Source organism: Saccharopolyspora sp. NPDC049357 (assembly GCF_040677225.1).
In the GTDB taxonomy this organism is placed as follows: domain Bacteria; phylum Actinomycetota; class Actinomycetes; order Mycobacteriales; family Pseudonocardiaceae; genus Saccharopolyspora.
Map to the genome: position 1 here is coordinate 78158 of NZ_JBFAQJ010000012.1, position 26521 is coordinate 104678.

Annotated in this window: 22 protein-coding genes; 10 read left to right on the plus strand and 12 right to left on the minus strand. The window is 71.5% G+C overall.

Annotation, left to right across the window (positions count from 1 at the left end; translation table 11 throughout):
• The first annotated feature begins 67 nt into the window (after positions 1-67).
• Genes AB0J91_RS12915 through AB0J91_RS12930 form a run of 4 tightly spaced genes read left to right on the plus strand, consistent with a single transcriptional unit; the run spans position 68 to position 3696 of the window.
• Complete coding sequence (locus tag AB0J91_RS12915; protein WP_363867544.1) at positions 68-715, plus strand: TetR/AcrR family transcriptional regulator; 648 nt, start codon at positions 68-70, stop codon at positions 713-715.
• Positions 712-1647, plus strand: a complete 936-nt coding sequence (locus AB0J91_RS12920; RefSeq protein ID WP_363867547.1) for an ATP-binding cassette domain-containing protein — start codon at positions 712-714, stop codon at positions 1645-1647. Before AB0J91_RS12915 ends, AB0J91_RS12920 begins: the two co-directional genes overlap by 4 nt.
• Positions 1648-1655: 8 nt before the next feature.
• Entirely contained in the window at positions 1656-2489 is an 834-nt protein-coding gene (locus AB0J91_RS12925) for an ABC transporter permease (RefSeq protein ID WP_363867550.1), read from the plus strand.
• Positions 2490-2505: 16 nt separating this feature from the next.
• A complete protein-coding gene (locus tag AB0J91_RS12930) occupies positions 2506-3696 on the plus strand; it encodes a macrolide family glycosyltransferase (protein WP_363867553.1) in 1191 nt (396 codons plus the stop codon).
• A 144-nt stretch (positions 3697-3840) separates the two neighbouring features.
• Here AB0J91_RS12930 and AB0J91_RS12935 read toward each other — a convergent pair whose 3' ends face one another.
• A complete protein-coding gene (locus AB0J91_RS12935; protein ID WP_363867557.1) occupies positions 3841-4590 on the minus strand; it encodes a TetR family transcriptional regulator in 750 nt (249 codons plus the stop codon).
• Positions 4591-4729: 139 nt separating this feature from the next.
• On the opposite strand from AB0J91_RS12935, the gene AB0J91_RS12940 reads away from it, so the two are divergent.
• Positions 4730-5884 carry an acyl-CoA dehydrogenase gene (locus AB0J91_RS12940; RefSeq protein WP_363867559.1) on the plus strand — a complete coding sequence of 385 codons (1155 nt, stop codon included), beginning with the start codon at positions 4730-4732 and terminating at the stop codon, positions 5882-5884.
• A 131-nt stretch (positions 5885-6015) separates the two neighbouring features.
• The gene (locus AB0J91_RS12945) at positions 6016-6477 is read left to right on the plus strand and encodes a DoxX family protein (protein ID WP_363867562.1); all 462 of its coding nucleotides are present in this window, start codon (positions 6016-6018) and stop codon (positions 6475-6477) included.
• Here the strand turns inward: AB0J91_RS12945 and AB0J91_RS12950 are convergent.
• Positions 6471-6947, minus strand: coding sequence for a DUF1232 domain-containing protein (locus tag AB0J91_RS12950; RefSeq protein WP_363867565.1), 477 nt, complete (start codon positions 6945-6947; stop codon positions 6471-6473). The two genes, AB0J91_RS12945 and AB0J91_RS12950, sit on opposite strands and share 7 nt — an antisense overlap.
• A gap of 113 nt (positions 6948-7060) precedes the next feature.
• Here AB0J91_RS12950 and murJ point away from each other — a divergent pair, with 113 nt between their 5' ends.
• Entirely contained in the window at positions 7061-8686 is a 1626-nt protein-coding gene (gene murJ, locus AB0J91_RS12955; RefSeq protein ID WP_363867568.1) for a murein biosynthesis integral membrane protein MurJ, read from the plus strand.
• Position 8687: 1 nt separating this feature from the next.
• Here murJ and AB0J91_RS12960 read toward each other — a convergent pair whose 3' ends face one another.
• The 10 genes from AB0J91_RS12960 to AB0J91_RS13005 all read right to left on the minus strand — a co-directional run bounded on the left by AB0J91_RS12960 (position 8688) and on the right by AB0J91_RS13005 (position 22238).
• The gene (locus AB0J91_RS12960) at positions 8688-9413 is read right to left on the minus strand and encodes a glutamine amidotransferase (RefSeq protein ID WP_363867571.1); all 726 of its coding nucleotides are present in this window, start codon (positions 9411-9413) and stop codon (positions 8688-8690) included.
• Positions 9410-10804, minus strand: coding sequence for a MurT ligase domain-containing protein (locus AB0J91_RS12965; protein ID WP_363867573.1), 1395 nt, complete (start codon positions 10802-10804; stop codon positions 9410-9412). The genes AB0J91_RS12960 and AB0J91_RS12965 overlap by 4 nt, the downstream gene beginning before the upstream one ends.
• 812 nt (positions 10805-11616) lie before the next feature.
• A complete protein-coding gene (locus AB0J91_RS12970) occupies positions 11617-12228 on the minus strand; it encodes a transglycosylase family protein (protein ID WP_363867576.1) in 612 nt (203 codons plus the stop codon).
• A 423-nt stretch (positions 12229-12651) separates the two neighbouring features.
• A complete protein-coding gene (gene nrfD / locus AB0J91_RS12975; protein ID WP_363867579.1) occupies positions 12652-13548 on the minus strand; it encodes an NrfD/PsrC family molybdoenzyme membrane anchor subunit in 897 nt (298 codons plus the stop codon).
• The gene (locus AB0J91_RS12980) at positions 13545-14408 is read right to left on the minus strand and encodes a 4Fe-4S dicluster domain-containing protein (RefSeq protein ID WP_363867582.1); all 864 of its coding nucleotides are present in this window, start codon (positions 14406-14408) and stop codon (positions 13545-13547) included. Before AB0J91_RS12980 ends, nrfD begins: the two co-directional genes overlap by 4 nt.
• A gap of 2 nt (positions 14409-14410) precedes the next feature.
• Positions 14411-17686, minus strand: a complete 3276-nt coding sequence (gene fdh / locus AB0J91_RS12985; RefSeq protein WP_363867585.1) for a formate dehydrogenase — start codon at positions 17684-17686, stop codon at positions 14411-14413.
• 100 nt (positions 17687-17786) lie between these two features.
• Positions 17787-18428: a pyridoxamine 5'-phosphate oxidase family protein gene (locus tag AB0J91_RS12990; protein WP_363867588.1), complete on the minus strand. Its 642-nt coding sequence runs from the start codon at positions 18426-18428 to the stop codon at positions 17787-17789.
• A gap of 133 nt (positions 18429-18561) precedes the next feature.
• Positions 18562-19596: a PDR/VanB family oxidoreductase gene (locus AB0J91_RS12995; protein WP_363867591.1), complete on the minus strand. Its 1035-nt coding sequence runs from the start codon at positions 19594-19596 to the stop codon at positions 18562-18564.
• Positions 19597-20478 carry a metal-dependent hydrolase gene (locus tag AB0J91_RS13000; protein WP_363867594.1) on the minus strand — a complete coding sequence of 294 codons (882 nt, stop codon included), beginning with the start codon at positions 20476-20478 and terminating at the stop codon, positions 19597-19599.
• Positions 20479-20486: 8 nt separating this feature from the next.
• Complete coding sequence (locus AB0J91_RS13005) at positions 20487-22238, minus strand: SDR family oxidoreductase (protein WP_363867596.1); 1752 nt, start codon at positions 22236-22238, stop codon at positions 20487-20489.
• 185 nt (positions 22239-22423) lie between these two features.
• Between AB0J91_RS13005 and selA the strand changes: the two genes are divergently transcribed.
• The 3 genes from selA (at position 22424) to AB0J91_RS13020 (ending at position 26459) form a co-directional block, all read left to right on the plus strand.
• On the plus strand, positions 22424-23707 hold the full coding sequence (gene selA / locus AB0J91_RS13010; RefSeq protein WP_363867598.1) for an L-seryl-tRNA(Sec) selenium transferase: 1284 nt from the start codon (positions 22424-22426) through the stop codon (positions 23705-23707).
• Between the two features lie 9 nt (positions 23708-23716).
• A complete protein-coding gene (gene selB, locus AB0J91_RS13015; RefSeq protein ID WP_363867601.1) occupies positions 23717-25456 on the plus strand; it encodes a selenocysteine-specific translation elongation factor in 1740 nt (579 codons plus the stop codon).
• Positions 25457-25520: 64 nt separating this feature from the next.
• Entirely contained in the window at positions 25521-26459 is a 939-nt protein-coding gene (locus AB0J91_RS13020; RefSeq protein WP_363867604.1) for a Ku protein, read from the plus strand.
• The last annotated feature ends 62 nt before the right edge of the window (positions 26460-26521 follow it).

A 26521-nucleotide genomic window follows, 5' to 3' on the forward strand; every position in this document is an offset into this window, starting at 1 on the left:
TCGAACTCCGTGCGGAGTGAGTGCCCGCTCATTGACATGAGTGAGCACTCACTCCTACCTTGGTGGCGTGAGTGCTGAACCACCGCGCCGGCGCGCCTCGGCGATGAGCCCCGAGCAGCGGCGGGAAGCGATCGTCACGGCCGTGCTGCCCCTCGTGCGCGAGCACGGCGCGCACGTCACCACCAAGCAGATCGCCCACGCCGCCGGGATCGCCGAAGGCACCGTGTTCCGCGCCTTCGCCGACAAGACCGAGCTGCTGCACGCCTGCGTGACAGCCGCGCTGCGCCCGGACGAGCTGTGCGCCACCGTGCGCGCGGTCCCCCGCGACATCGACGTCGCCGCCAGGCTGACCGAAGCAGCTCAGCTGTTTCTGGAGCACTTCACCAGCTTCGGCGAACTCGTCCACACGCTCGCGGCCTCCGGCTTCGACCTGCGCGGAGGCCCCGGGGGAAAGCCCGCAGGTCTTCCGGAGGTGCGCGAGCAGTTCATCCGCGACCTCACCACCGCCCTCGCCTCGCTGGTCGACCCGCAGGAGCTGCGGATCCCAGCCGAGGACCTCGCCAGCTACCTGCAGGCGCTCGTGCTCGGCATCCGGTTCACGGCCACCGCCTCGGCCACCTCCGAGGTCGACCACACCGCCGCGATCCGCGCCCGCGTCGACGTGCTGCTGCACGGAGCCCTGGCCGAGACCACCGACCCCCAGGAGTCCCGATGACCGATCCGATCATCGAAGCGCACCACATCACGCAGAAGTTCGGCGACGTCACCGCCCTCGACGACGTCAGCATCTCCGTCGCCCAAGGCAGCGTGCTGGGCCTGCTCGGCCACAACGGGGCCGGCAAGACCACGCTGATCAACATCCTCAGCACGCTGTTACCGCCCACCAGCGGAACCGCCGGCATCGCCGGGCTCGACGTCGTCACCCACCGGCGCGAGGTCACCGCCCGCATCGGGCTGACCGGCCAGTTCGCCGCCGTGGACGAGCAGCTCTCCGGCTACGACAACCTCGTGCTCATCGCCCGACTGCTCGGCGCCAGCCGCCGCGAGGCCAAGCAGCGGGCCGATGAACTCCTGCACACCTTCGACCTCGTCGAGGCCGCACGACGCCCGGCCCGCACCTACTCCGGCGGCATGCGGCGCAGGCTGGACATCGCCGCCAGCCTCGTCGGACACCCCGACGTGATCTTCCTCGACGAGCCCACCACCGGACTCGACCCGGTCAGCAGGCTCAACCTGTGGCAGATCGTGGAGAACCTCGTCGCCGACGGCACCACCGTCCTGCTCACCACCCAGTACCTCGACGAAGCCGACCGCCTCGCCGACTCCATCACCGTGCTGTCGGCGGGCAAGGTCGTGGCCACCGGAACCGCCGAGCAGCTCAAGGCCCAGGTCGGCCAGCGCACCGTCAACGCCACCCTCACCGAGCGCTCCCACGTCACCGACGCGCTGCGCGCCTTGCGCACCGCGGGCTTCGACCCCGCGCACGACGAGGCGCGCCTGACCATCCCGGTCAGCGCCTCCCGCCAGCTCGCCGACGTGGTCCGCGCGCTCGACGACGCCGGCATCGACATCGGTGACCTCGGGCTCGGCGAGCCGACCCTCGACGACGTCTACCTCGCCCTCGCCCACGACGCCCCCGCCGCCTGAGGAACCCCATGACCACCACCGCCCCCTCCCCGCCCGCCGCGCGCACGGCCACCCCACGCCGATGGCGCGGCGCCTCCTACCCCACCCAGATCCGCGTGCTCACCGGCCGCTCGCTGCGCGCCGTGGTCAAGGACCCGCGCGTGGTGATCTTCAGCCTGCTGCAACCGCTGATCATGCTCGTGCTGTTCAGCCAGGTCTTCGGCAAGGCCATGATGGGCGACGTCGCCTCCCAGGGCGGCAGCTACATCAACTACCTGATGCCGGCCATCCTGGTCACCACCGGCATCGGAGCCGCCATGCAGTCCGGAGTCGGGCTGGTCAGCGACATGAAGAACGGCGTGATCGCCCGCTTCCGCGCGCTACCGATCGGGATGAGCTCGGTGCTGATCGCCCGCAGCCTCTCCGATCTCGTGCGCACCGCGGTGCAGCTGATCGTCCTGCTGACCGTCGCCTCCCTCGTGTTCGGCTTCGCACCGGCCGGGGGCCTGGCCGGCACGCTCGGCGCGTTCTGCCTCGCCCTGTTCGTCAGCTGGTCGCTGTCGTGGATCTTCCTCGCGCTCGGCGCCTGGCTGCGCAAGGAAGAGGTCATGCAGAGCATCGGGTTCCTGGCGATGTTCCCGCTGATGTTCGCCTCCAGCGCGTTCGTCCCCATCCAGGCGCTGCCGAACTGGCTGGGCATCGTCGCCAAGATCAACCCGCTGACCTACGCCGTGGACGCCTCCCGCAACCTCTCGCTGGCCCTGCCCACCGGCACCGGCGTGATCTCCGCGCTGGCCACCAGCGCCCTGCTGTGCGCCATCGGCATCACCATCGCGGTCCGCGGCTTCCGCCGCCCGCTGTAACCCTTCTCGAGGAGCCATGAAGAAGCACTTCCTGTTCACCAGCGTGCCCGCGTTCGGGCACGTCAACCCGACGCTGGCGCTGGTCACCGAACTGCTCGACCGCGGCCACCGGGTCACCTACGCCGTCGGAGCGGACGCGATCGAGCCCGTGCGCGCCACCGGCGCCGAGGTGATCGAGCTGCCGACCAAGATCCCGGAGCTCGGTGGCCGCGGGCAGCACTTCACCCCCGAGCGCATGCGGACCATGGCCGAGTTCTTCGTCGACGACGTCCGCACGTGCTTGCCGGTGCTGCTCGAGCACTTCGGCGACGCCCCACCGGACGCGGTGTGCAGCGACGGCATGACCGCCTACGGACGGATGCTCGCCGAGAAGCTCGGGATCCCGGCGATCGCGCTGGTCCCCAACTTCGCGGGCAACGAGAAGTTCGACCTGCGCACCGCGGTGATGGCCGAGCACGCCCAGGCCGCGGGCTTCCCGCCGCCGGACGCCCTGCTCCAGATCCAGACCGCGCTGAGCGAGCTCGGCGCCGAATTCGGCGTCGAGGCACCGAGTTTCCTCGGCGGGGCCCCGGCGGCGCTGAACCTGGTGTTCCTGCCCGAGGAGTTCCAACTCCAGCACGAGACCTTCGACGAGCGCTTCCGGTTCATCGGACCGCTGCTGGGCGACCGCGCGGACGAGCCCTACTCCCCCGCCGACCCGCAACGCCCGCTGCTGTTCATCTCGCTGGGAACGGCGTTCAACGAGCGTCCGGAGTTCTACCGGCTGTGCATCGAGGCGTTCGCCGACAGCCCGTGGCAGGTGGCGATGTCGGTCGGTTCGCGCATCGACCTGGCCGAGCTCGGCGAGGTCCCGCCCACCTTCGACGTCCGCCGGTCGTTCCCGCAGCCCGCCGTGCTGCGGCACGCGAAGGCGTTCGTCTCGCACGCCGGGATGAACTCGACCATGGAGTCGCTCCACGCCGGCGTTCCGCTCATCGCCGTGCCGCAGATGCCCGAGCAGTCGGCCAACGCCGCCCGCGGCGAGGAGCTGGGGCTCGGCGCCGCGCTCGACTCCGACACCGTCACCGCGGCCGAGCTGCGCGACACCGTCGACCGGGTGGCCGCCGACCCGGACGTTCGCGCCAACCTCGCCCGCATGCGCGAGGTCGTGCGCTCCTCGGGAGGCGCTGCTGCCGGCGCCGACGCCATCGAGGCGTTCGTGCGCTGAGGGCACTCCTCTTCGATGCGGGGTGGGTGGCGGCGTCCGGGTGAGGCCGTCCCTGCCCCGCATTGTTTTCATTCGACACTGAAGCCACGAATGTAATCAACACGTGACTGATCGAGATCGTTTCCGGCACTCAGTGCCGTGGATTCAGCGTTCGATTCCGCGCAGGGCTTCCCGCACCTGCTTGAGGACCACCTCGGACGACGCCGAGGTGCGCACCGCCGCCACCACGACCGACTCGCGGTCCTGGTCCTCATCGGACCTCCCCCCGGGCCACTGGCCCGAGAGCGCTTCGCCGAGCTGGTCGGTGGCGTGCCGCAGCGCCGCCCTGGCGTCGAGCTCTCCCCCGCTGCGCAGCCACTGGCGCAGCACGTGGTTGTGCGCGGCGACCACCGCCGCGGCGGCGACGGCCGCGTGCAGCTCGCCATCGGGCTGATCGACGAAGCGGGCGCGCAGGTAGCGGGCGAAGACGCGCTGGTAGCGGTCGATGCTCGCGATCTCCTTGTCCCGCAAGGAGGAAACCTGCCTGGTCAGCTCCGAGCGCTTGCGCGAGACCTCGGGATCCTCCAGGTACATCCCGAGCACGAACTCCGCCGCCTCCCCCAGCACCACCAGCGGGTCGGCGTCCGCGGGGGCCGCTTCCAGGAGCTCCACGACCTCGGCCAGCCGTTCGTCGTGCCCGGGGAACACGACGTCCTCCTTGGACCGGAAGTACCGGAAGAAGGTCCGCCTGCCGACCCCGGCGGCCTCGGCGATCTGGTCCACAGTGGTCGCCTCGAAGCCCTGCTCGGCGAACTTCTCCAGCGCCGCGACCGCGATCGCGCTGCGCACCTTCCGGCGGCCGTGCGGAGTGCGTCCGGAACGGGACTTGGGCGCCGCAGCGACTGCCTCGGACATGGCCGGAATATAGCACCGGCGAATTGCTAGTGGCACTCAGTGCCGTTACGATGACGTCGACAACGGTCCGCCGCGTGACGCGGGCGGCATTGCGACGAAACCCCGCCGCGGCGATGCGACGGGACTAGGGAGGGACCCGGTGGACCCGAACTTCGACACCTACCAGCTCGCCGAGGAGCACGACGCGCTGCGCGACGCGGTGCGCGCCCTCGCCGAGAAGGAGATCGCGCCCCACGCGGCGGAGGTCGACGAGCAGGAGCGCTACCCCAAGGAAGCGCTCGACGCCCTGGTCAAGGCGGGTTTCGCCGCGACCCACATCCCCGAGGAGTACGGCGGCGAGGGCGCCGACTCGGTGGCCACCTGCATCGTCATCGAAGAGGTCGCGCGCGTGTGCGGGTCCTCCTCGCTGATCCCCGCGGTGAACAAGCTCGGCACCATGCCGATCATCCTGTCGGCCTCCGAGGACCTCAAGAAGCAGGTCCTGCCCGCGATCGCCGGCGGTGAGACCACCGCGTCCTACGCGCTGTCGGAGCGCGAGGCCGGCTCGGACGCCGCGGCGATGAAGACCCGCGCCCGCCTCGACGGCGACAACTGGGTGCTCAACGGCAGCAAGTGCTGGATCACCAACGGCGGTGTGTCCAAGTGGTACACGGTCATGGCCGTGACCGACCCGGAGAAGGGCGCCAACGGCATCAGCGCCTTCGCCGTGCACGCCGACGACCCGGGCTTCACCGTCGGGCCGAAGGAGAAGAAGCTCGGCATCAAGGGATCCCCGACCGTCGAGCTGTACTTCGAGGACGCCACCATCCCGGCCGACCGGATCATCGGCGAGCCGGGCACCGGGTTCAAGACGGCGCTGAAGACCCTGGACCACACGCGTCCCACGATCGGCGCGCAGGCGGTCGGCATCGCGCAGGGCGCGCTGGACCAGGCGCTGGCCTACGTCAAGGAGCGCAAGCAGTTCGGCAAGTCCATCTCCGAGTTCCAGGGCGTGCAGTTCATGCTCGCCGACATGGCGATGAAGGTCGAGTCGGCCCGCCAGATGGTCTACGTGGCCGCGGCCCGCGCCGAGCGCGGCGAGCCCAACCTCGGGTTCATCTCCGCCGCCGCGAAGTGCTTCGCCTCGGACGTGGCCATGGAGGTCACCACCGACGCGGTCCAGCTGTTCGGCGGCGCGGGTTACACCCGCGACTTCCCGGTCGAGCGCATGATGCGCGACGCCAAGATCACCCAGATCTACGAGGGCACCAACCAGGTCCAGCGCATGGTCATGGCCCGCAACCTGCTCAAGTGAGGCCCTGAGGTGGTGCGGCCCCGGCGGGAGCGACCGCCGGGGCCGCACCGTCACACCGGTCCGAGATGTCGGTTGTCTCGATCGCCGTGACACTGGTGCTTCGACGCTAGGTGTTCAACACGGGAGTCGACATGACCGCGCTTCGGAGCCTGCTCACGCTGATCGGCCGCATCGGGATCGGGATCATCCTCATCGCGCACGGGTGGCAGAAGCTCGTGACCTGGGGAATTCCGACCACGGCCGAGAACTTCGGCAAGATGGGGATCCCCTTCCCGCAGGTCGCCGCCTGGTACGCGGCCGTGGTGGAGCTCGCCGGTGGGATCCTGCTGATCCTCGGCATCGCGCTGCCGCTGGTCGGGCTGGCGGTGGCCATCAACATGGCCGGGGCGATCCTGTTCGTGCACCTGCCGCACGGCCTGTTCGCGCCGAACGGGTTCGAACTGCCCCTCGCCGTCGGCGCCGCCGCCCTCGCGATGGGCTTCAACGCGGGCAACTGGTCGATCGACCACGGGCTGTTCGGCCGCCGCAAGGACCGCCGCCGGGCCGACGACGAACCCGACGCGCAGCACCGCCGGCCGGGCGACTCCTACTGAGGCTCGCCCGGCTCGACCTCGCGCGGCTTCTCCCGGGCGGCGATGTAGTTGCCCGACTCCGCGTAGAGGCTGCTCAGCAGCCAGCTCGCGACGCCGATGTCATCGCCGATGCCCAGCAGCGGCAGGAACTCCGGGATGAAGTCGATCGGGGAGACCAGGTAGACCACGGCGATCAGCCACAGCAGCAGCTGGTAGCGCGGGAGTTCGGGATTGCGGCCGCGTGCGGTCGTGCCCACCATCGCGGGCACCGCGCGAAGCCGGTCGATCGGCGAGCCCGCCGCACCCGCGCGGTGCGCGCGCACCGCGGCCCGCACCGGTGACCGGCGCAGCCGTGCGACCAGGCCCGCGAGGCTGATGCCCAGTCCCGCGGCCATCAGGCCGACCGGCAACAGCCAGCCTCCCGCGTCACCGCCGAACACCACGGCCACCACCGCTCCGGCGATCAGCAGCACGACCCCGAACACGATCACGCGCGCTCCCCTTCCGCAGGCGTTTCGATCAGCCTGCCACGGACCGGCGCCACCCGGCGAAACCGGGTGTTTCGTGGCACCTTCAGCATCGAACCGCCGACGGGAGGGGCTACGTGGTCGATCAGGCCGACACCGGTGTCCGACGCCCCTCACTGGCCCGCGCGAGCGCGGCGATGGCGGTGGCCACCGCGACCAGCAGGGTCAGCGGTCTGCTCGCCAAGGTGCTGCTGGTGGTGGTGCTCGGCCTGGGCACGGTCAACGACTCCTACACCGTGGCCAACACCCTCCCGACCGTGGTCAACGAACTGCTGCTGGGCGGGGTGCTGACCAGCATCGCCGTGCCGCTGCTGGTGCGGGCGCAGCAGGAGGGGCCGAAGCAGGGCGAGTCCTACGCGCAGTGGATGATCACCATGGGCGGCGTGCTGCTCGCGGTCGCCACCGCCGTGGCCGTCGCCTGCGCCGGTCTGCTCACCGCGCTCTACCTGGGCGCCGACACCCGGGCCAACGCGGAGCTGACCACGGCGTTCGCCTACCTGCTGCTGCCGGGCATCATCTGCTACGGCATGTCGGCGCTGCTGCAGGCGATCCTCAACGTGCGCGGCGTCTTCGGCACTCCCGCGTGGGCACCGGTGTTCAACAACCTCGTCGTCATCGCCACCGTGATCGTCTACGCGCTGGTGCCCGGGGAGATCTCCACCGACCCGGTGCGCATCGGCGAACCGAAGCTGCTGGTGCTGGGCTTGGGAACGCTGGCGGGGATCACCACCCAGCTGCTGGTGATGGTGGTGTCGCTGCGCCGCAGCGGTTTCCGGTACCGCTGGCGGTGGGGTTGGGACCGGCGCCTGTCGGAGTTCGGCGGGCTGGCCGGATGGGTGGTGCTCTACACGCTGATCAGCCAGGCCGGGATGGTCGTGATCACCCGGGTCACCGCGCAGGGCACGCCGGGCAGCGTCGCGACGTTCAACTACGCCTGGCTGCTCTCGCAGGTCCCCTACGGCGTGCTGGGGGTGTCGCTGCTGACGGCGTTGATGCCGCGCATCAGCGAGGCCGCCGCCGCGGGCAGGACCCGGGCGTTCGTCGACGACGTCGCGTGGGGAACGCGGATGACCGCGGTGCTGCTGATGCCGGTCAGCGCGCTCCTGGTGGTGGCGGGTGGCCCGCTGGCGGTGGCGTTCTTCTCGCTGGGCGCCAGCGACGTGGCCGCCGCCGGGCGGCTCGGCTGGGCGCTGGCCGCTGCGGCGGCGGGTGTCGTGCCGTTCGGGATCACCATGCTCCAGCTGCGGGCGTTCTACGCGATGCACGACGCGCGCACCCCGACCTGGATCAACGTGTTCATGGTCGTGGTGCGCAGCGCGCTGTGCTACCTCGTGCTGGCCACCGTCGATCCGCAGGACCTGGTGCTCGGTGTGACGGCTGCGATGTCGGCGAGCTTCCTGCTGGGCGCGGTCGTCGGGCAGGTCTGGCTGCGCGCCCGCATCGGGTCGCTGCGCACGGGGGCGACGCTGCTGGGGTGCGTGCGCGCGCTGGTGGCCGGGGCCGCGGGGGCGCTGTGCTCGTTGGCGTCGCTGGCCGGGGTGCGGTCGTTGACCGGGCCGCTGAACCCGATGGCCGACGCCTGGCTGGCGCTGCTGGTGCACGGGATCGTGGTGCTCGCGGTGAGCCTCGGGGTGCTGGCGCTGTTGCGGGCACCGGAGCTGAAGCCGGCCCTGCGGAAGCTGGGCCGGCTCGCTCGTCGCTGACCTACTTGCGGTTGCGCACGTGCACGCGGGTGCGTTCGGTGCGCAGCGCTTTGAGCTCGGGCGGGTCCGGCAGGGGTGCCAGCGGCTCGCCGATGGCCCATTCCAGCAGCAGGTCGGCCAGCTTCGGGTTCCGCGCGAGGACGGGCCCGTGCATGTAGGTGCAGATGACGTGGCCGGTGACCGCGCCCTCGGCGTCGTCGTGGCCGTTGCCGATGCCGCGCACCACCCTGCCCAGCGCGTGCGATCCCGGGCCCAGCGTGGTGCGGCCGAGGTGGTTCTCGAACCCGGTGAGCATCCCGATCCCGCCCAACGTGGACTGGGTGGTGACCTCGCCGATGGCGCGTCCCCTCCCGGGTTCGGTCGAGGCGTCGACGAGGCCCAGACCTTCGTGGCGCTGCCCGTCGCCGGTGACGAAACCGGTGCCCAGCACTTGCAGCCCGCCGCAGATGCCCAGCACCGGAACCCCGTGCTGCACCGATCGGGTCAGGCCTCCGCCCCTGCGCAGGAAGCGGACGGCCGCGACCTGCGCGACGTCCTCTCCCCCGCCGATGAGGTACAGGTCGCAGCCCTCGGGCACGGCGTCGTCGGAGGAGAGCACGGTGACCAGCTCGCTGCCGATCCCGCGCCAGCGAAGGCGTTGTGCCAGCACGATCGCGTTTCCGCGGTCCCCGTAGGTCCCGAGCAGGTCGGGCAGGACGAGGGCGATGCGGACTCGTTCCCCGGTCATGTGCGGCTCCTGGTGAGCACATCGCGGAAGGCGGTGTAGTTGGCGATGACGTCGGGGAGGCCGCCGGAGGCGCTGCCGAGGGCGACCTCGACCGTGGAGGCGACGCTGGCCTGCACCCCGGCGTAGCGCAGGCGGACCGCGAGGTCCAGTGCTCGGTCGCCTGCGACCTGGACGGACCTGCCGCGCAGCATCTCGAAGTCCACGTCCCACAACCAGGAGACGTCGTAGCCGTCGGCTTCGCGGCTGTTGACCACCAGGACCAGCGGTTCGTCGTTGCCGGAGACCAGTTCGAGCATCTCCAGCCAGCTGGCGGGGTTCTTGGCCAGCAGCAGCCGGACCCGGCGTCCGCCGATCCGGACGGTGTCGTAGCGGCCCGCGGCCTGCGAGATGCGGCGGATCCGGGCGAGCGCGGAGGCTTCCTCGCCACCGAGGTGCAGTGCGGCGGCCAGGGCGAAGGTGGCGTTGACCCGGTTGACGTGACCGGGCAGGGCTAGGGCGAGTTCGTGGTGGGTGCCCGCGGCGTCGAGGACTCCGGTGTCGGTGACCTTCCAGTCGGCCGGAGGGCGGGCCAGGCCGCACTGGCAGCGCCAGTCGCGGTCGACGTCGCCGATGAAGGCGCCGCACCGGGGGCAGTTCAGCGCGTCGTCGCGCCACCGCACGCCGCCCGAGACCCAGGTGACGTTGGGGTGGCCGGCGGCGGCGAAGACGATGTTGGGGTCGTCGCGGTTGGCGATGACCTGCGTGCCGGGGGCTTGCGTGAGGGCGCGTTGCAGGCTCGCGGCCACGCTGCGGACCTCGCCGACCCGGTCGAGCTGGTCGCGGCTGAGGTTGAGCAGCAGGATCGCGGCGGGTTCGAAGCGGTCGGTGACCTGCGCCAGGTGCAGCTCGTCGACCTCCAGCGCGGCGAACGGGGCGTCGAGCCGGGTCATCAGGGCGGCGACGTGACCGTCGAGCATGTTCGCGCCGGTGGCGTTGCTGACGGCCGGGGCTTGCGCGCGCACGGCCTCGGCGACCATCTGGGTGGTCGTGGTCTTGCCGTTGGTGCCGGTGACCATGACGACACGCCGCCCGGTTGCCAACCGCTGCAGGAGGTTGGGTTGTAGCGTCAAGGCGAGACGGCCACCGATCATGCCACCGGAGCCGAGACCGAGGCGCTGCGACAGCGACGCGGCCATCCGTCCGGCGTTGATGGCCATGGTGGTGCGCAGGTCCATGCGGCCCGCTCCGGCGGGCTGCTGCACCGGCGCGGGAACGACCTTCCAGCGCTGGTCGGCGCTCTGGCTCTGGTCAATGTGCCGGTGCCGTTCGGCGCTCTGCTGCTCGGGTGCCTGGCGCTGGGCCGGTGTCTGGTCGACCGATGGCTCGTCGGTGTTCCGCGTGGTGTCGGTCATGCGTCCCCTCCCCCCTCAGGCGGCCGTCGCACGCGGCACGCCGGGTCGGCTCAGGGCTGCGCGACACCGCTAATCGGCCGCACCAGGCCGCGCCGCCCTTCGCTTCCTGGCCAGTGTGGCTCGGCTGCGGCGAAACAGCGCGACGATCAATAGCAGGACGCCGACGGTGATGGCGGCCGGTCCGACCCAGCTGTCGAGTCCGGACTCGGTCGCGGCGTCCGCTTGAAGTGCGAGGAACATCGGGGGCCCCTTTCCGAAGGTCGGGGGTAGGGGCACGCGGGGTGAGTGCGGTCACGTCCATAGTCCGGCCGCAGCCCGGGGCTGAGCCTGGTTGACATGCCGGGGCTTCCCGCGATCGGGGATCTTTCACCCGCACTGATTCCGCGAGGGGCACGCTGAGTGCTCAGCGCGCGGACCCAACAGATCGGAATCAGATTCATGATTTCCGGATGTTTTCTTGCGGATGCTGAGGTTTGAGGCCGAACGGCGGAACGTTCACGTCCTGCCGCTCACCCGTTGGGGTCTATTGCGGCAATACGCTCGGCGATCAACAAATGTGCATCTACTCTCGGATTTGGTCCCGACGGCGTTCGTCACGATCCGAAGGGAGCCGAACATGACCGAACTCGTTCTGCTGCTGGGTTTTCTCGCCTTCGCCGGAATCGGCTGGACCGCATGGGACATCCGCAACGACCTGCGCCGCCGCAAGCTCAAGTGACAGGAGCTCCGGTGATCGCAGACGGGGGACCCCGCCGGAGAGAGGAAGGCGGGGTCCCCCGTTCATGCGCACCCAAGTCCGAAGACGGGGTGGGTCACTTGATGGCGAGCTGCTGGCCCGGGAAGATCAGGTTCGCGTCCTTGACGGACGAGCGGTTCTTCTCGAAGACCGACTCCCAGCTCACGCCGTACTTCTGAGCGATGGAGCCGAGGGTGTCACCGGTCTGCACGGTGTAGGTGCCCTCGACCTGGACGGTCTTCTTCACCGGGTTCTTCTTGGTGGTGGACTTCTTCTCGGTGCTCTTCTCGCTGCCCGAGGCGACGTCCTGGCGCTCGGCGCTGCCGCTCTTGCTCAGGCCGGCCTTCTTCGAGCACACCGGCCACGCACCCGGCCCCTGCGCCTGCAGCACGCGCTCGGCCACGGCGATCTGCTGGGACTTGCTGGCCTGCGCGGCGTTCGAGGCGTAGCTGGTGCCGCCGTAGGCGGACCAGGTGGACGCGCTGAACTGCAGACCACCGTAGTAACCGTTGCCGGTGTTGATGCTCCAGTTACCACCGCTCTCGCACTGCGCGACGGCGTCCCAGGTGGACTCCGAGGCCGCGTTGGCCGGCATGGTCATCGCGAACGGCGCGGCGACCATTGCGCCGGCGACGGCGACGCGGGTGACGGTGCGGCGGCTGGGGGTGGACTTGCGGTGCTTGCCCATTTTCTGTCTTCGTCTCCAGCAGCGCCTTCGTGCCGCCTCGACTCCGGTGCCCCGGGCGCTCGGGCCGATGAGATTCGGCCCGCCGAGCCGGGTTCCGGCGGTCGTCACGTCCCTGCCCGCAATGCGTCTCGGGGTTTCGGAGAGCCCGCCGGGCAGGGTTCGGCGCTGCGGACTTCCGGTCTTGCCGTCGGCTCGGGGGCGCCGACGCCGGGCAACGCTACGTAGCTGAAAAGCGTGAACAAAACCGTGCGCTGGTGGCGCTCGTCATAGAAACGTAATCAAGATCGCGACGATGCAGACGTTTCAGCTGGTCATTTCTTGATCAGAAACGCGTTATTCACCTGAAATCAAACCACGCAGGGTGAGAGTTGAACCACTACTCACTCACGTGAGTGACTACCCAATGTCAACATCCGAACTCGATCAGTGCACTTGCCCACGGACCGAAGACCCTGTTTCGCCCACGCGTTCGCGTTGCGGCTCGACCACGTACCGGGGGTCCCGGGCCGTCTCGCGGCCGGCTTCGAAGACGCCGAAGCGAGTCGCGATCGCGCCGAGGGTCAGGCACCCGCCCGCCGCGATCGCCGCCGCGCGGCTGCGCCCTGCCACCAGCGCGAGCCCGGCGCCCACCGCGGTGGCCGCTCGCGCCGTTCGCAGCACCCTACCCGCGCGCCCGGTGCGGTAGGCCTCGGCCGCCAGGCCGAGCCGGGACTCCATGCGCCTGCTCGCGGCCAGCTCCAGCACCGATCCGGCCACCGCCATCCGCCTCGCGGGCCCGGATTCGGCGGGGGCGGCGACCATGCCCACCGCCCCCGCGCTGGACACAGCGCTCCCGGCGAACACGAACGGCAGCTCCCGGTAGCCCTCGTGCCAGCCCGGCACGGCCGTGTCGGACAGCAGCACCGCGGTGTAGGTGGTCATCGCCGGGGCGATCACACCCGCCACCACCCCGGCCGCGCGGCCGGGCAGCGGGAGCAGACCGGTGAGCTCGCTGGCCGTCGCAGCCCCGGCCAGACCCGAGAACGGCGCGAGGATCCACGAACCGACGCTCAGCGGCGAGGTCGGCTTGATCACCCGCAGCATGTTCAGGAACCGCATCGGGCGTCCCAGGTCGTGCACCAGGAAGCCGACGCTGGCGGTCGCGCCCACCGCTGCGGCCAGCCTGCCCGCGCGGGCCAGCCGCTGCCGCCCGGTGAGCTCGGCCAGCAGCGCCATCGTCGACGAGGCCCCGGCCATCCCGCCGAGGTAGAGGTAGGCGGGGACGTCCGGGACCTTCCACACCGGTTCCTTGAGGACCGGTCGGCCGTAGTAGGAGGTCACCTTCTCCTCCCGAGGAACGATCCGGCGATGAGCGCGGCCGCGGTGAGCGCGCCCGCGGCCGCGTGCCGCCACATCGAGGGCAGGTCGCGCGTGGTGACCACGGGATCCGGTGGCAGACCGTAGACCTCGGGGTCGTCGAGCAGCAGGAAGAACGCCCCGTCTCCCCCGACGCCGTCGGTGGGCTCGTGACCGTAGAGGCGGGCGCTGGTCACTCCCTGCTCGTGCAGTTCGTCGACCCGCATCGCGGCGCGTTCGCGCAGCTCGTCGAGCGGGCCGTACTGGATGGACTCGGTCGGGCAGGCGGTGGCGCAGGCCGGCATCAACCCGGCTCCGAGCCGGTCCTGGCACATCGTGCACTTGGCGGCTCCGCCGGTGTCGGGACGGATGTCGATCACGCCGTAGGGGCAGGCCGGCACGCAGTAGCCGCAGCCGTTGCACACGTCGTCCTGCACCACCACCGTTCCGTGCTCGGTGCGGATCAGCGCACCGGTCGGGCACACGTCCAGGCAGGCCGCGTGCGTGCAGTGCTTGCACACGTCGGAGGACATCAGCCAGCGCACCTGCTCCTCGTCCGGTGCGCCGAACGCGGGCATGCCGAGCTCTTCGGGCGTGCCGCGCTGCTCGACGAAGGCCACGTGCCGCCAGGTCGTGCCGCTGAGCGCCTCGGTGTTGTCGTAGGACATGCCGGTGAGGTCAAAACCGTCCTCGGGCAGCAGGTTCCACTCCTTGCAGGCGACCTCGCAGGCCTTGCAGCCGATGCACACGCTGGTGTCGGTGAAGAACCCGGCGCGGGGCTGCGGCGGGTAGCCGGTCTCCCCCGCCGGGTCGGGCAGCGGTCCGGACAGCCGGTTGACGGTCACGTTCAGCCTCCTGCCTGTCTGGGGTCGTCGGAGTGCTCGGTACCGGTGCGCTCGGTGATGCCCGCGCGGTCGCGGTACTCGGCGACCAGGCGGTTGAGCGCGGCCGCGCGCGGTCGCCGCCCCGGCCGGACGTCGCAGGCCCCGGCCTTGGTCTCCATGATGTGCACGTTGGGGTCCAGCGCCACGCCGATGAGCTCGTTGGCGGCGTCGCCGGTGGTCAACCCGTTGGGCCCCCAGTGCCAGGGGATGCCGATCTGGTGCAGGGTGCGGCCCGCGACCCGCAGCGGGAGCATCCGCTCGGTGACCATCACCCGGGCTTCGATGGCGCTGCGCGCGGTGATCACGGTGGCCCAGCCGCCGTGTTCGAGGCCGCGTTCGGCGGCCAGCTGCGGGGAGACCTCCACGAACAGGGCGGGCGCGAGTTCGCTGAGGTGCCGGAGCCAACGGCTCATCCCGCCGGCCGTGTGGTGCTCGGTGAGCCGGAACGTGGTGAACACGTACGGGAAGACCTCGCTGCCGGCTTCGCCCGCGCTGGGCTGGTACCGGTTCTCCGGGCGCGAGTTGATCTGGCGTGCGGGGTTTCGCTGCTGGTGGGGGTGCAGCAGGTTGGCGACCGGGGATTCCTGCGGCTCGTAGTGCGCCGGGAACGGGCCGTCGACGAGCCCGGCGGGCACGTAGAGCCAGCCGCGTCCGTCGCTCTGCATGATGAACGGTTCGGTGCCCGCGATGCCCTCCGGTCCGACGGTTCCGTCTTCGGGCCGGTAGTCGGGGCGTTTGGTCTTGTCGAAGTCGGGCACGTCGTGGCCGGTCCACTCGCCGCGTTCGGCGTCCCACCACACGTAGGCCTTGCGCTCGCTCCACGGGCGGCCGTCGGGGTCGGCCGAGGCGCGGTTGTAGAGGATGCGCCGGTTGGCAGGCCACGCCCAGCCCCACTCCGGTGCCACGCGGCTCTGCTGGCGGCCGGGCCTGCGGCGGGCGGACTGGTTGACCCCGTCGGCGGTGACGCCGCAGTAGATCCAGCAGCCGCAGCTGGTGGACCCGTCGGCGCGCAGCTGCGGGTAGGCCGACAGCGGGTCGCCGTTGCCGTCGTGGCCGTTGATCTCGGCGAGCACGGCTTCGGCGCTGGGCTCGTCGAGGTCGCCGTGCGTCGGGTAGTCCCAGGTCAGCTCCAGCAGGGCGCGGTCGCGTTCGGTCCGGCCGCTGAGCCTGTCGCGGATGCGGCGCCCGAGGTGGTAGAAGAACCACAGGTCGCTGCGCTGGTCATCGGTGGGTTCGACGGCCTTGTGGTGCCACTGCAGGAGCCGCTGGGTGTTGGTGAAGGTGCCGTCCTTCTCGGTGTGCGCGGCGGCCGGCAGGAAGAAGACCTCGGTGCCGATGTCGGCGGTGCGCATCTCACCGGTCTCGATCTCGGGGCCGTTCTTCCAGAAGGTGGCGGTCTCGATCATGTTGAGGTCGCGCACCACCAGCCAGTCGAGCGCGGCCAGGCCCATGCGCTGCTGGCGCGCGTTGGCGGTGCCCACGGCGGGGTTCTCGCCGATGACGAAGTAGCCCTTGCAGCGGCCCTCGATCTGATCGAGGACGGTCTGGAAGGTGCCGTGATCACCGGTGAGCCGGGGCAGCCGGTCGAAGCAGAAGTCGTTGTCGGCGGTGGCGTGCTCACCCCACCAGGCCTTGAGCAGGCTGACCAGGTAGGAGCGGATGTTGGCCCAGTAGCCGCAGGCGTGCTCGTCGTCGACGACGAAGGACTCCAGGTCGGTGTCGGTGTGGGCGTGGGGCATCGGGATGTAGCCGGGCAGCAGGTTGAACAGGGTCGGGATGTCGGTGGAGCCCTGGATGCTGGCGTGCCCGCGCAGCGCGAGGATGCCGCCACCCGGCCTGCCGATGTTGCCCAGCAGCAGCTGCAGGATCGAGGCCGCCCGGATGTACTGCGCTCCGACGGTGTGGTGGGTCCAGCCCACGGCGTAGGCGATGGCCGAGGTGCGCTCGCGCCCGGAGTTGGCGACGAGCTGGTCGGCGACCCAGGCGAAGTCGTCCTGCGAGATGCCGCAGATCTCCTCCACCACGTCCGGGGTGTAGCGGGCGTAGTGGCGTTTGAGCAGCTGGAACACGCAGCGCGGGTGTTGCAGCGTCGGGTCGGTGTCGGGGTGGCCGTGGTAGACGGGACCGCCCGATCCGGTGCGTTCGGGCCTGCTGCTCTGACGCTCGCGACCGTGCGCGGTGCTGGGTGCCTGCTCCGGTCCGTGCCCGCCGACCGGGGGAACCGCGGTGCTGCCCTGGTACTGCCACGTGGTGGTCTCGTAGGTGCCGACGTCGGGGTCGAAGCCGGAGAACACACCGTCGAGGTCCTCGGTGTCGCGGAAGTCCTCGCCGACGATCATCGCCGCGTTGGTGTAGTTGACGACGTAGTCGTGGAAGTGGGCCTCGCGGGTCAGCACGTGGTTGATCAGCCCTCCGAGGAACGCGATGTCGCTCCCGGCCCGCAGCGCGACGTGCTTGTGCGCCATCGCCGAGGTGCGCGTGTAGCGCGGGTCGACGTGGATGATCGTGGCGCCGCGCTTCTTGGCCTCCATGACCCACTGGAACCCGACCGGGTGGGCTTCGGCCATGTTCGAGCCCTGGATGAGGACGCAGTCCGATTCGGCGAGGTCCTGCTGGAAGGTGGTGGCGCCGCCGCGCCCGAAGGAGGCACCCAGACCGGGCACCGTGGAGGAGTGTCAAATGCGCGCCTGGTTCTCCACCTGGATCGCGCCGAGGGCGGTGTAGAGCTTCTTCATGAGGTAGTTCTCCTCGTTGTCGAGGGTCGCTCCTCCGAGGCTCGCGATGCCCATCGTGCGCCGCAGCGGCCTGCCGTCGGCGTCGGCGTCCTCCCAGGTGGCGTCCCGGGTGGCCAGCACCCGGTCGGCGATCATGTCCAGCGCGGTGTCCAGGTCGAGATCTTCCCACTCGGTGCCGTGCGGGCGCCGGTAGCGGACCTTGGTCGCGCGCAGCGGTGAGGTGACCAGTTCGCGCGAGGCCGACCCCTTGGGGCACAACCGGCCACGGCTGATCGGCGAGTCCGGGTCACCCTCGATCTGGGTGACCCGTCCGCCGGAGGTGTAGATGCGCTGGCCGCACCCGACCGCGCAGTAGGGGCACACCGATTGCGTGACGTTCTCGGCGTCGCTGGTGCGCGCCCGCAGCTCGTCGGTGCGCCGGGACCGGGCCGCGGGGCCTCGGGCCAGCCGGTCGGGGCCGGTGAGCTGCCGCAGCACCGGCCAGTTCAGCCACGTGGCCACCATGACCGGAGGCTACCCACCACGTCGATCTCCCACACCTGCTCAGGTTCTGGCCACCCTGCTGCGCCATCGCCCAGGACCGATTGCGCGACGCGGCGGACGGTCAGGCCTTCGCGTCGTAGAGGAGCTCGGTGAAGTGCTCGTCGGAGTAGTAGCGCTCCAGCTCGGACATCGAGTCGTTCGGGCGCTCGAGGTTCTTGGCGATGTGCGCCCGGGAGGGCACGGCTTCGGGATCCCAGGTCCGGCTGTCCCACAGCCCGGACCGCAGGAACGCCTTGGAGCAGTGGTGGAAGACCTCCTCGATCTCCACCAGCAGCACCACGGTCGGGCGGTGGCCCTTGACGACCATGCGCTCGAAGAACGGCGCGTCGCGCAGCAGCCGGGCGCGGCCGTTGATCCGCAACGTGTCACCGCGGCCGGGGATGAGGTAGAGGAGTCCGACGTGCGGGTTGGCCAGCACGTTGCGGAACCCGTCGACGCGGCGGTTGCCGGGGCGCTCCGGGATGGCGATGGTCGTGTCGTCGACGACGTGTGTGAACCCGGCCGGGTCGCCCTTCGGCGACACGTCGCACCGGCCCTCGGCGTCGGAGGTCGCCACCAGGCAGAACGGTGAGGCGGCGAGCCATTCGCGATCCAGCGGGTGCAGCGCGGGGCGTTGCTTGTCCAGGACCCGCTGCAGCGGTGCGCCGACCAGCTCTTCCAGCTCGCGGGTCGAGGTGATCTCGGTCAGGCCTTCGAGTTCCACGGTGCCTCCCAGGTCGCTCCCCCAGGACCCTACGGCCCGCGCTGCGGGCGCAGAAGCGATTTTCGCGGGACCGCCCGGCTGCACCCCGCCACCGGGCGGCCCCGCTTTCCCCTCCGGTCCCCCGACCGGGGCTTCACAGATCGACGGCGATGTGCCCCTGCCCTCGATCCACGCAGATCGCCACGTCGTCGCTGCGCGACCGGCCGCGCCTGCGCACCTGGCCGGACAGCAGCGGGACCTGGCAGGTGCCGCAGAAACCCTGGCGGCACGAGTAGGCGACGTCGGGCAGCACCTCGCCGATCGCGTCCAGCGCGGTGCGATCGGCGGGCACCTCGACGGTGCGTCCGCTGCGGGTCAGCTCCACGGTGAAGGCCCGTCCGTCGACGATCGGCGGTGCCGAGAAGCGTTCCCAGTGCAGACCTCTCGCGGTGCTCCCGGGCAGTCCCAGGCGGAGCGCGGTGATCATCGGCACCGGGCCGCAGGCGTAGACCGAGGCGCCCAGCGGCGCGTGCGCGAGCAGTTCGCCGCCCGCGGCGGGGATGCCGAACTCGGTGTCGGGCCGGATCCACACCCGGTCGGCGGGCAGATCGGCGAGCTCGTCCAGGAACGGCATCGACGCGCGGGAACGTCCGGTGCAGACCAGCCGCCAGTCGGCTCCGCGCGTCGCGGCGGTGCGGACCATCGGCAGGATCGGCGTGATGCCGATGCCGCCCGCGACGAACAGGTAGGAGCGCCCGGCGACGAACGGGAACGCGTTGCGCGGGCCGCGCGCCACGATCCGGTCGCCCTCGGCGAGCTCGTCGTGGATCTCGCGGGATCCGCCCGCGCCGTCGGCCAGGCGCCGCACCGCGATCCGGTAGTACCGCCGCTCCCCCGGCGGACCGCACAGCGAGTAGTGCCGCTTCCGCCCGGACGGCAGCAGCACGTCCAGGTGCGCGCCCGGTTGCCAGGCGGGCAGCGCGCCGCCGTCGGGACGGGTCAACCGCAGGCTGCGGACGCCGTCGGCCTCGGCGCTGATCCGGGAGATCACCAGCGTGAGGTCGTGGTCGACCGGCCGGGGCGGCCCGGTGTGCCGACGGCTGTTGCGGTGCAGCCATTCCACTCCGCTGACGACCCGGTGCAGCACGCGCATCAGCCGGTCGGGGCGCGACCGTCGCTCCGCGGTCATCTAGTGCCCCGCCGCCAGCGCCGCCGGTGAGCTCGCCAGGTATTGCACCGCCTGCGCCGTGGATCCGTGCTGCGACGGGTGGTAGCCGGGGCGGAAGAACGCGGGGATCGCGCCGAACAGCGCCCGGTAGCTGGGGGTGAGGCCGAGGCGCCCGGTGCGGACCAGGTCGCGCCAGCGCGGCCTGCGCGTGCCGCGCAGCACCGGGTCGGCGGCCATCAGGAACCGCATCCCGCGCGCCCACAGGATCGTCAGCACCGCGGTCGCCAGCAGCATCGACAGGCAGCGCTGCCAGTACCGGCCGTGGACGTGCTGGTAGACCTCGAAGGCGACCGCGCGGTGCTCGACCTCCTCGGCGCCGTGCCAGCGCAGCAGGTCCAGCATCGTCTCGTCGGCACCAGCCAGGTCGAGTTCCTCGGCGTCGAGCACCCATTGGCCGAGGAAGGCGGTGAAGTGCTCGATCGCTGCGATCAGCGCCAGCCGCTGCACCAGCCAGGACTCGGCGCGCTTGCCGCGCAGCGGCCGGTCCCCGAGGGTCTTGCGGAACATCCAGCGGACCTGGTCGACGAACGGCCGGGTGTCGAGGCCGTGGGCGTCGAAGTGGTCGAGGACGCCCTGGTGCGACTCGGCGTGCACGGCCTCCTGACCGACGAAGCCGCGCACGTCCTCGGCCAGACGCTCGTCGTTGATCAGCGGCAGCGCCTGCTTGAACACCTCGACGAACCAGCGCTCGCCCTCCGGCAGCACCAGGTGCAGGAAGTTCACCCAGTGCGTGGCGAACGGCTCGCCGGGGATCCAGTGCATCGGCAGCTGGGACCAGTCGAACTCCACGTCGCGGGCGTGCAGCGCGACGCGGTCGGGATCACCGGGGTCGAGTTGCGGCATGCCTCCTCCTACTTGGGCATGAGGTCGGCCCGCGCTGCGGCGCGCAGCAGGCGCGGGGTCAGCCGCGACAACACCAGTCCAGCACGCGCTTCCGGCGTCACCGGCGCGATGGCCGGGGCCCGGCGCGTCGCGCGCAGGATCTCCTCGGCGGCGCGCTGGGGGCTGTAGTCGCGGCGCTGGTAGAGCTCGGTGGCCGCGCGCCTGCGCTTGGCCTGCTCGGCGTCGTCGGTACCCGCGAAGCGGCTGCTGGTGGTGATGCCGGTGTTGACCAGTCCCGGGCACACCGCGGTGACCTTGATCCCGTCGGCGGCCAGCTCCACGCGCAGGCATTCGCTCAACCGCAGCACGGCGGCCTTGGTGGTGCTGTAGGCGGGCAGCACCTGGGACGGCAGGTACGCGGCCGCGGACGCGACGTTGATGATCCGGCCGCCTTCACCGCGCTCGACCATCTGCCGGCCGAACAGGTGGCAGCCGTGGATGACGCCCCAGAGGTTGACGTCGATGACGCTCTCCCAGTCGGCGACGCTGGTGTCCAGGAACGACCCCGCCAGGCCGATCCCGGCGTTGTTGATCACCACGTCCGGGGTCCCGAGCTCGGTCCGCACGCGCAGCGCGAAGTCGGTCATCGCGGTCCGGTCGGTGACGTCCACGCGGTGGGTGGTGACGGCGTCGCCGAGCAGATCGGCGGTGCCGCGCAGGGCCTTGTCGTCGACGTCGGCGGCGACGACGTGCGCGCCGGCTTCGGCGAAGGCCTGCGCGGTGGCCCGGCCGATGCCGTTGCCCGCGCCGGTGATGACGACGAGCTGGTCGGCGAACTCACCGCGGCCGGGGCGGACCCGGGCGCTGCGCAGTGCTCGGGTCTGCTCGCCGCCTTCGACGTGGTCGATGAGTTCGGCGGCGCAGCGGGCCACGAGTTCGGGCCGGCTGCGGGGCAGCCAGTGCCCGCCCGGGAGCCGGCGCACCCGCAGGTCGTCGGCCAGGCCCTCGACCTGGGTCTGCAGCGGCGTCGAGACGAACGGGTCCCCGGTGGGCGCCAAGACCTGCACCGGGACGCTGGTGTGCCGCCTGACCGGGTCGCCCAGGCGACCGGCGTTGGCGCGGTAGAGCTCCAGGCCGTTGATGCCGTCGGCGGTGACCGGGCGGGTGGGCCTTCCGGCGGCCTTGGGGTCGAGGCGTTCGAGGGTCGAGATCAGCTTGGGCATGATGCCGCTGCGCCAGGCCAGCTCGGGTGCGGCGGGCAGCTGGAAGAACGCGATGTAGGCGGAGAAGGCCAGCTGCGTGGCCAGTTCGCGCAGATCTCGCGGGTTGGGGCGCAGTTTCGAGCGCAACCACCGGCCGTAGTGGTCCAGGCTCGGGCCGGAGATCGAGGTGTAGGAGGCGATGCGCTCGGCGGCGCGCGGTTCGGTGACGGCGTGCCAGGCCTGCACCGATCCCCAGTCGTGCGCCAGCACGTGCACCGGCCGGTCCGGGCTGACGGCGTCGGCGACGCGGAACAGGTCGTCGGCGAGCCGGTCGACGCGGTAGCCGTCGGTGGTCGCGGGCCGGTCCGACTCGCCCGCTCCGCGCACGTCGTAGGTGACCACCTGGTACCGGTCGGACAGCGCGGCGACCACTCCGTCCCAGATGGTGTGGTTGTCCGGGTATCCGTGGACCGCCAGCACGGTCGGCGCGTCGGGCGGTCCGTGCACCTGCACGGCCAATCCCAGCCGGTCAGCGGTTTCGAGCCGACCGGTGCTGTCCCGCCACGATGCGCCATTCATGCGCGAAGCCTAACCACGTTGTCAATGGCTGTTGTCAGGGTTCACCCGATCGAACTCCGGACTCACCCGAACTCCCCACCCGCACCCGGAATTCGACGGGAATCGGAACCCGGCATTCCACTGGATCCCGGGTCCGTACCGAGCGTTGGTGGGCGGGGAGGTGCGTGGCTTCCTATGGTGGGGGCATGGGTGATCGGCGGCGAGCTGTTCCGGGGACCGACCGCGTGCTGGCCGATCCGGGCGTGGCCGCAGCCGTGGAACGCCTGGGGCATCAGCTGGTCGCCCGGACCGTCCGGGAGGTGGCGCAGCGGGCGCGGGACGGTTTGCTGGAACCGGAGAGCGTCGTGGCGGAAACGCTTGCCGCGCTGCCCCGTTCGGCGTCCGGGATGCGACCTGTGATCAACGCGACCGGGGTGCTGCTGCACACCAACCTCGGGCGCGCACCGCTGTCCCGCGCGGCGCGCGAAGCGCTCCAGGTGGCGGCGGGTACCACCGACGTGGAACTGGACCTCGACACCGGCGACCGGGGCCGTCGCGGGGCATCGGCAGTCGAGGCGCTGCTGGACGCCGTGCCCGGAGCCGAGGACGCGCACCTGGTGAACAACGGTGCGGCGGCGCTCGCCCTGGCGGCCACCGCGCTGGCGGCCGACCGGGAGATCGTCCTGGCACGCGGCGAAATGGTGGAGATCGGTGACGGGTTCCGCATCCCCGAGCTGCTCACCTCCACCGGCGCACGACTGCGCGAGGTCGGCACGACCAACCGGGTTCGGCTCGACGACTACCGGCAGGCGCTGGGCGCCGACACCGGTTTCGCGCTCAAGATCCATCCGTCGAACTTCGTGATCAGCGGTTTCACCGCCGAGGTCGGGCTGGCCGAGCTGCGCGAGCTCGACGTTCCCGTGGTGGCAGACATCGGTTCGGGCCTGCTGCGGCCGGATCCGGCGCTGCCCGGCGAACCGGACGCGGCGACCGCGCTGGCCGACGGGGCTGATCTCGTCATCGCCAGCGGCGACAAGCTCCTCGGCGGTCCGCAGTGCGGTCTGCTGCTCGGCCGCGCGGACGTCGTGCGGCGGTTGCGCCGCCACCCCCTGGCGCGTGCGCTGCGAGTCGACAAGTTGACGCTGGCCGCGCTGGAGGCCACCGTGCGCGGGCCGCGCCCACCGGTCACCGAAGCGCTGCACCGCTCCGACCTGGCCGAACGCGCTGCGGCGCTGGCGGATTCGCTGGCGGCGGCCGGCGTTCCCGCCGAGGCGGTCGACTCCGGCGCCAGCGTCGGCGGCGGAGGGGCGCCCGGGGTGGTGCTGTCGAGCGTCGCGGTGGCGCTGCCCGCGCGGTTCGCCAAGCAGCTGCGCCTCGGCGAACCCCCGGTGATGGCGCGCCTGGAGCGCAACCGGTGCCTGCTGGACCTGTTCGCCCTCGACCCCGACGACGACGAGGTGTTGCGGCGCGCGGTGCTGGCCGCGCACTAGGAGGTGCCCATGCGCGTGGTGGCCACGGCCGGCCACGTCGACCACGGCAAGTCCACGCTGATCCGACGGCTCACCGGCATGGAACCCGACCGGTGGGCGGAGGAACTGCGCCGGGGCCTGACCCTCGACCTGGGCTTCGCCTGGACCGAGCTGGCCGACGGCTGCGCGGTGGCCTTCGTCGACGTGCCGGGCCACGAGCGGTTCGTGCCGAACATGCTCGCCGGGGTCGGCCCGGTGCCCGCGGTTCTGTTCGTGGTCGCCGCCGACGAGGGCTGGATGCCGCAGTCCGACGAGCACCTCGACGCGCTGCACGCCCTGGGGGTCTCCGACGGGCTGCTGGTCATCACCCGCAGCGACCTCGCCGACCCCCGACCCGCGCTGGAGCAGGCTCGGCACCGGCTGCGCGGGACGAGCCTGGAGGAGATCCCGTCGGTGGTGGTCAGCGGCCGCACCGGAGCGGGTTTCGACGAGCTCGCCGAAGCCCTGGACGCGATGCTGCACCGGCTTCCGCCCGCCGACGCCGACGCCGACGTGCGGCTGTGGATCGACCGCGCCTTCGTCATCCGAGGTGCCGGAACGGTCGTGACCGGAACGCTGCAGGGCGGCGCGGTGCGCGTCGGCGACCAGCTGGCCATCACCCCGTCCGGGCTCGACGCCCCGGTGCGGTCGCTGCACGCGCTGGGCACCGCCGAGGAGTCGATCACCGCCCCCGCGCGGGTGGCGGTCAACCTGCGCGGAGTGGACCTCGACCAGGTCCGGCGCGGCCACGCCCTGATCACCCCCGGGCGCTGGCTGACCACCGACGTCGTCGACGTGCGCCTGCACCCCTCGGGGGACGTGCCGCGAGAGCTGGTGCTGCACATCGGTTCCGCCGCCGTGCCCGCGCGGGTCCGCCCGCTGGGCACCGACACCGCCCGGCTGGCGTTGCGGGAGGCGCTGCCGCTGCGGATCGGCGATCGCGCGCTGCTGCGCGACCCCGGCGGGCACCAGGTCCGCGGCGGGGTCACCGTCCTCGACGTGCGACCTCCCCCGCTGCACCGCCGCGGTGCCGCCCGGCTGCGCGCCGAAGTCCTCTCCGGCATGCGCGGAACCCCGGACTGGGCCGACGAGCTGCGACGGCGCGGGATCGCGCGGGCCGACGAGCTGGCCGCGATGGGCGCCGCCCCGGCGACGGCGGGTCCGTGGCTGATGTCCGAGCAGCACCGCGTCGAGCTCGCCGCCAGGCTGCGCGAGGTGTTCGCCGAGCACCGGCGAGCGCACCCGCTGCACGAGGGCATGCCCTCCGGCGCCGCCGCCCGCGCGCTGGACCTGCCGGATCCGGCGCTGCTGCCGGGCATCGCCGCCGAAGCGGGCCTGCACCTGGTGGCCGGCCGCCTCAGCGACGGCGCCACCGCCCTGCCCGACCGGGTCGCGCGCGCCGTGGAAGCGGTCCGCAGCGGACTGCGGGAGCACCCGTTCCGCGCGCCCACCGCCGAGGAGCTGGCCGAGCTCGGCATCGGGGACCGCGAGCTCGCCGCCGCCGAGCGCACCGGCGCACTGCTGCGGCTGGGCCCGGGCTTGGCGCTGCTGCCCGACGCCGAGCGCACGGCGCTGCCCCGGCTGGCGGAGCTGGCCGAGCCCTTCACCCTCAGCGAGGCCAAGCGGGCACTGGACACCACGCGCCGGGTCGCGGTTCCCTTGCTGGAGATGCTCGCTCGCCGCGGCCGCACCCGCAGGCTCCCGGACGGCACCCACCGCCTGGTGCGCTGAGCACTGCGATCTTGCGACCGCCACCTCATCGTGGAAGCAGGCGTCGGGCGATGGGAGGCACACCATGCCGCGCAAGATCTGGACCGGGTCGATCAACTTCGGCCTGGTGACCATTCCGGTCGGGCTGTACGCGGCGACCGAGGACCACACGATCCAGTTCCACCAGTACCAGCGCGGGACCACCGACCGGATCCGCTACAAGCGGGTCAACGAGACCACCGGCGACGAGGTCGGCTACAACGACATCGTCAAGGGGCGCGAGCACGGCGACGGGATCATCACCGTCGAGCAGTCCGAACTCGACGAGATCGCGCCGGGACGTTCGCGCACCATCGACATCAGCACGTTCGTCGATCTCGGCGAGATCGACCCGGTGCACTTCCAGAAGACCTACTGGCTGGCGCCCAACTCCAAGGAGCACTACCGGCCGTACAACCTGCTGCGGCGCGCGATGGAGCAGACCGGGCAGGCCGGGATCGCCACGTTCGTGCTGCGCGGCAAGCAGTACCTGACGGCGGTGCGCGCCGACGCCGACGTGCTGGCGCTCAACACGCTGTACTTCGCCGACGAGATCCGCGACCCGGCCGATCTGGTCGGCGACCAGCCCGAGCAGTCCAAGCCCACGGACAAGGAACTCCAGATGGCCACCACCATCATCGAGTCGATGAGCGGCGAGTGGCAGCCCGAGGAGTACTCCGACACCTACACCGAACGCGTCGAGGAGCTGCTGGCCGAGAAGGCGCGCGGCGGCGAGGTGCAGGCGGCCGAGGCTCCGCCGCAGCCCACCGACGTCATCGACCTCACCGAGGCATTGCGCCGCAGCGTCGACGAGGCCCGCAAGGGCCGCAAGCCCGCGCCGTCCGAGGACCTCTCGGAGCTCACCAAGACCGAGCTCGACGACCGCGCCAAGCAGCTGGGCATCAAGGGCCGGTCGAAGATGAAGCGCGCCGAGCTCGAGCAGGCCGTCGCCGAAGCCGGGCAGGGGTCCCGCAGGGCGTCCTGAGCACCACCCCACCCGTGGTGGGGGGGAGCAACGCCGCAGGTCGCGGGCGCCGACGAAAAAGA

Coding starts and splice junctions, on each gene's coding strand:
- AB0J91_RS12920 (WP_363867547.1), top strand. CDS start 712: ATGACCGATCCGATCATCGAAGCGCACCACATCACGCAGAAGTTCGGC.
- AB0J91_RS12925 (WP_363867550.1), top strand. CDS start 1,656: ATGACCACCACCGCCCCCTCCCCGCCCGCCGCGCGCACGGCCACCCCA.
- AB0J91_RS12930 (WP_363867553.1), top strand. CDS start 2,506: ATGAAGAAGCACTTCCTGTTCACCAGCGTGCCCGCGTTCGGGCACGTC.
- AB0J91_RS12935 (WP_363867557.1), bottom strand. CDS start 4,590: ATGTCCGAGGCAGTCGCTGCGGCGCCCAAGTCCCGTTCCGGACGCACT.
- AB0J91_RS12945 (WP_363867562.1), top strand. CDS start 6,016: ATGACCGCGCTTCGGAGCCTGCTCACGCTGATCGGCCGCATCGGGATC.
- AB0J91_RS12960 (WP_363867571.1), bottom strand. CDS start 9,413: ATGACCGGGGAACGAGTCCGCATCGCCCTCGTCCTGCCCGACCTGCTC.
- AB0J91_RS12965 (WP_363867573.1), bottom strand. CDS start 10,804: ATGACCGACACCACGCGGAACACCGACGAGCCATCGGTCGACCAGACA.
- AB0J91_RS12970 (WP_363867576.1), bottom strand. CDS start 12,228: ATGGGCAAGCACCGCAAGTCCACCCCCAGCCGCCGCACCGTCACCCGC.
- AB0J91_RS12995 (WP_363867591.1), bottom strand. CDS start 19,596: ATGACCGCGGAGCGACGGTCGCGCCCCGACCGGCTGATGCGCGTGCTG.
- AB0J91_RS13000 (WP_363867594.1), bottom strand. CDS start 20,478: ATGCCGCAACTCGACCCCGGTGATCCCGACCGCGTCGCGCTGCACGCC.
- AB0J91_RS13005 (WP_363867596.1), bottom strand. CDS start 22,238: ATGAATGGCGCATCGTGGCGGGACAGCACCGGTCGGCTCGAAACCGCT.
- selA (WP_363867598.1), top strand. CDS start 22,424: ATGGGTGATCGGCGGCGAGCTGTTCCGGGGACCGACCGCGTGCTGGCC.
- selB (WP_363867601.1), top strand. CDS start 23,717: ATGCGCGTGGTGGCCACGGCCGGCCACGTCGACCACGGCAAGTCCACG.
- AB0J91_RS13020 (WP_363867604.1), top strand. CDS start 25,521: ATGCCGCGCAAGATCTGGACCGGGTCGATCAACTTCGGCCTGGTGACC.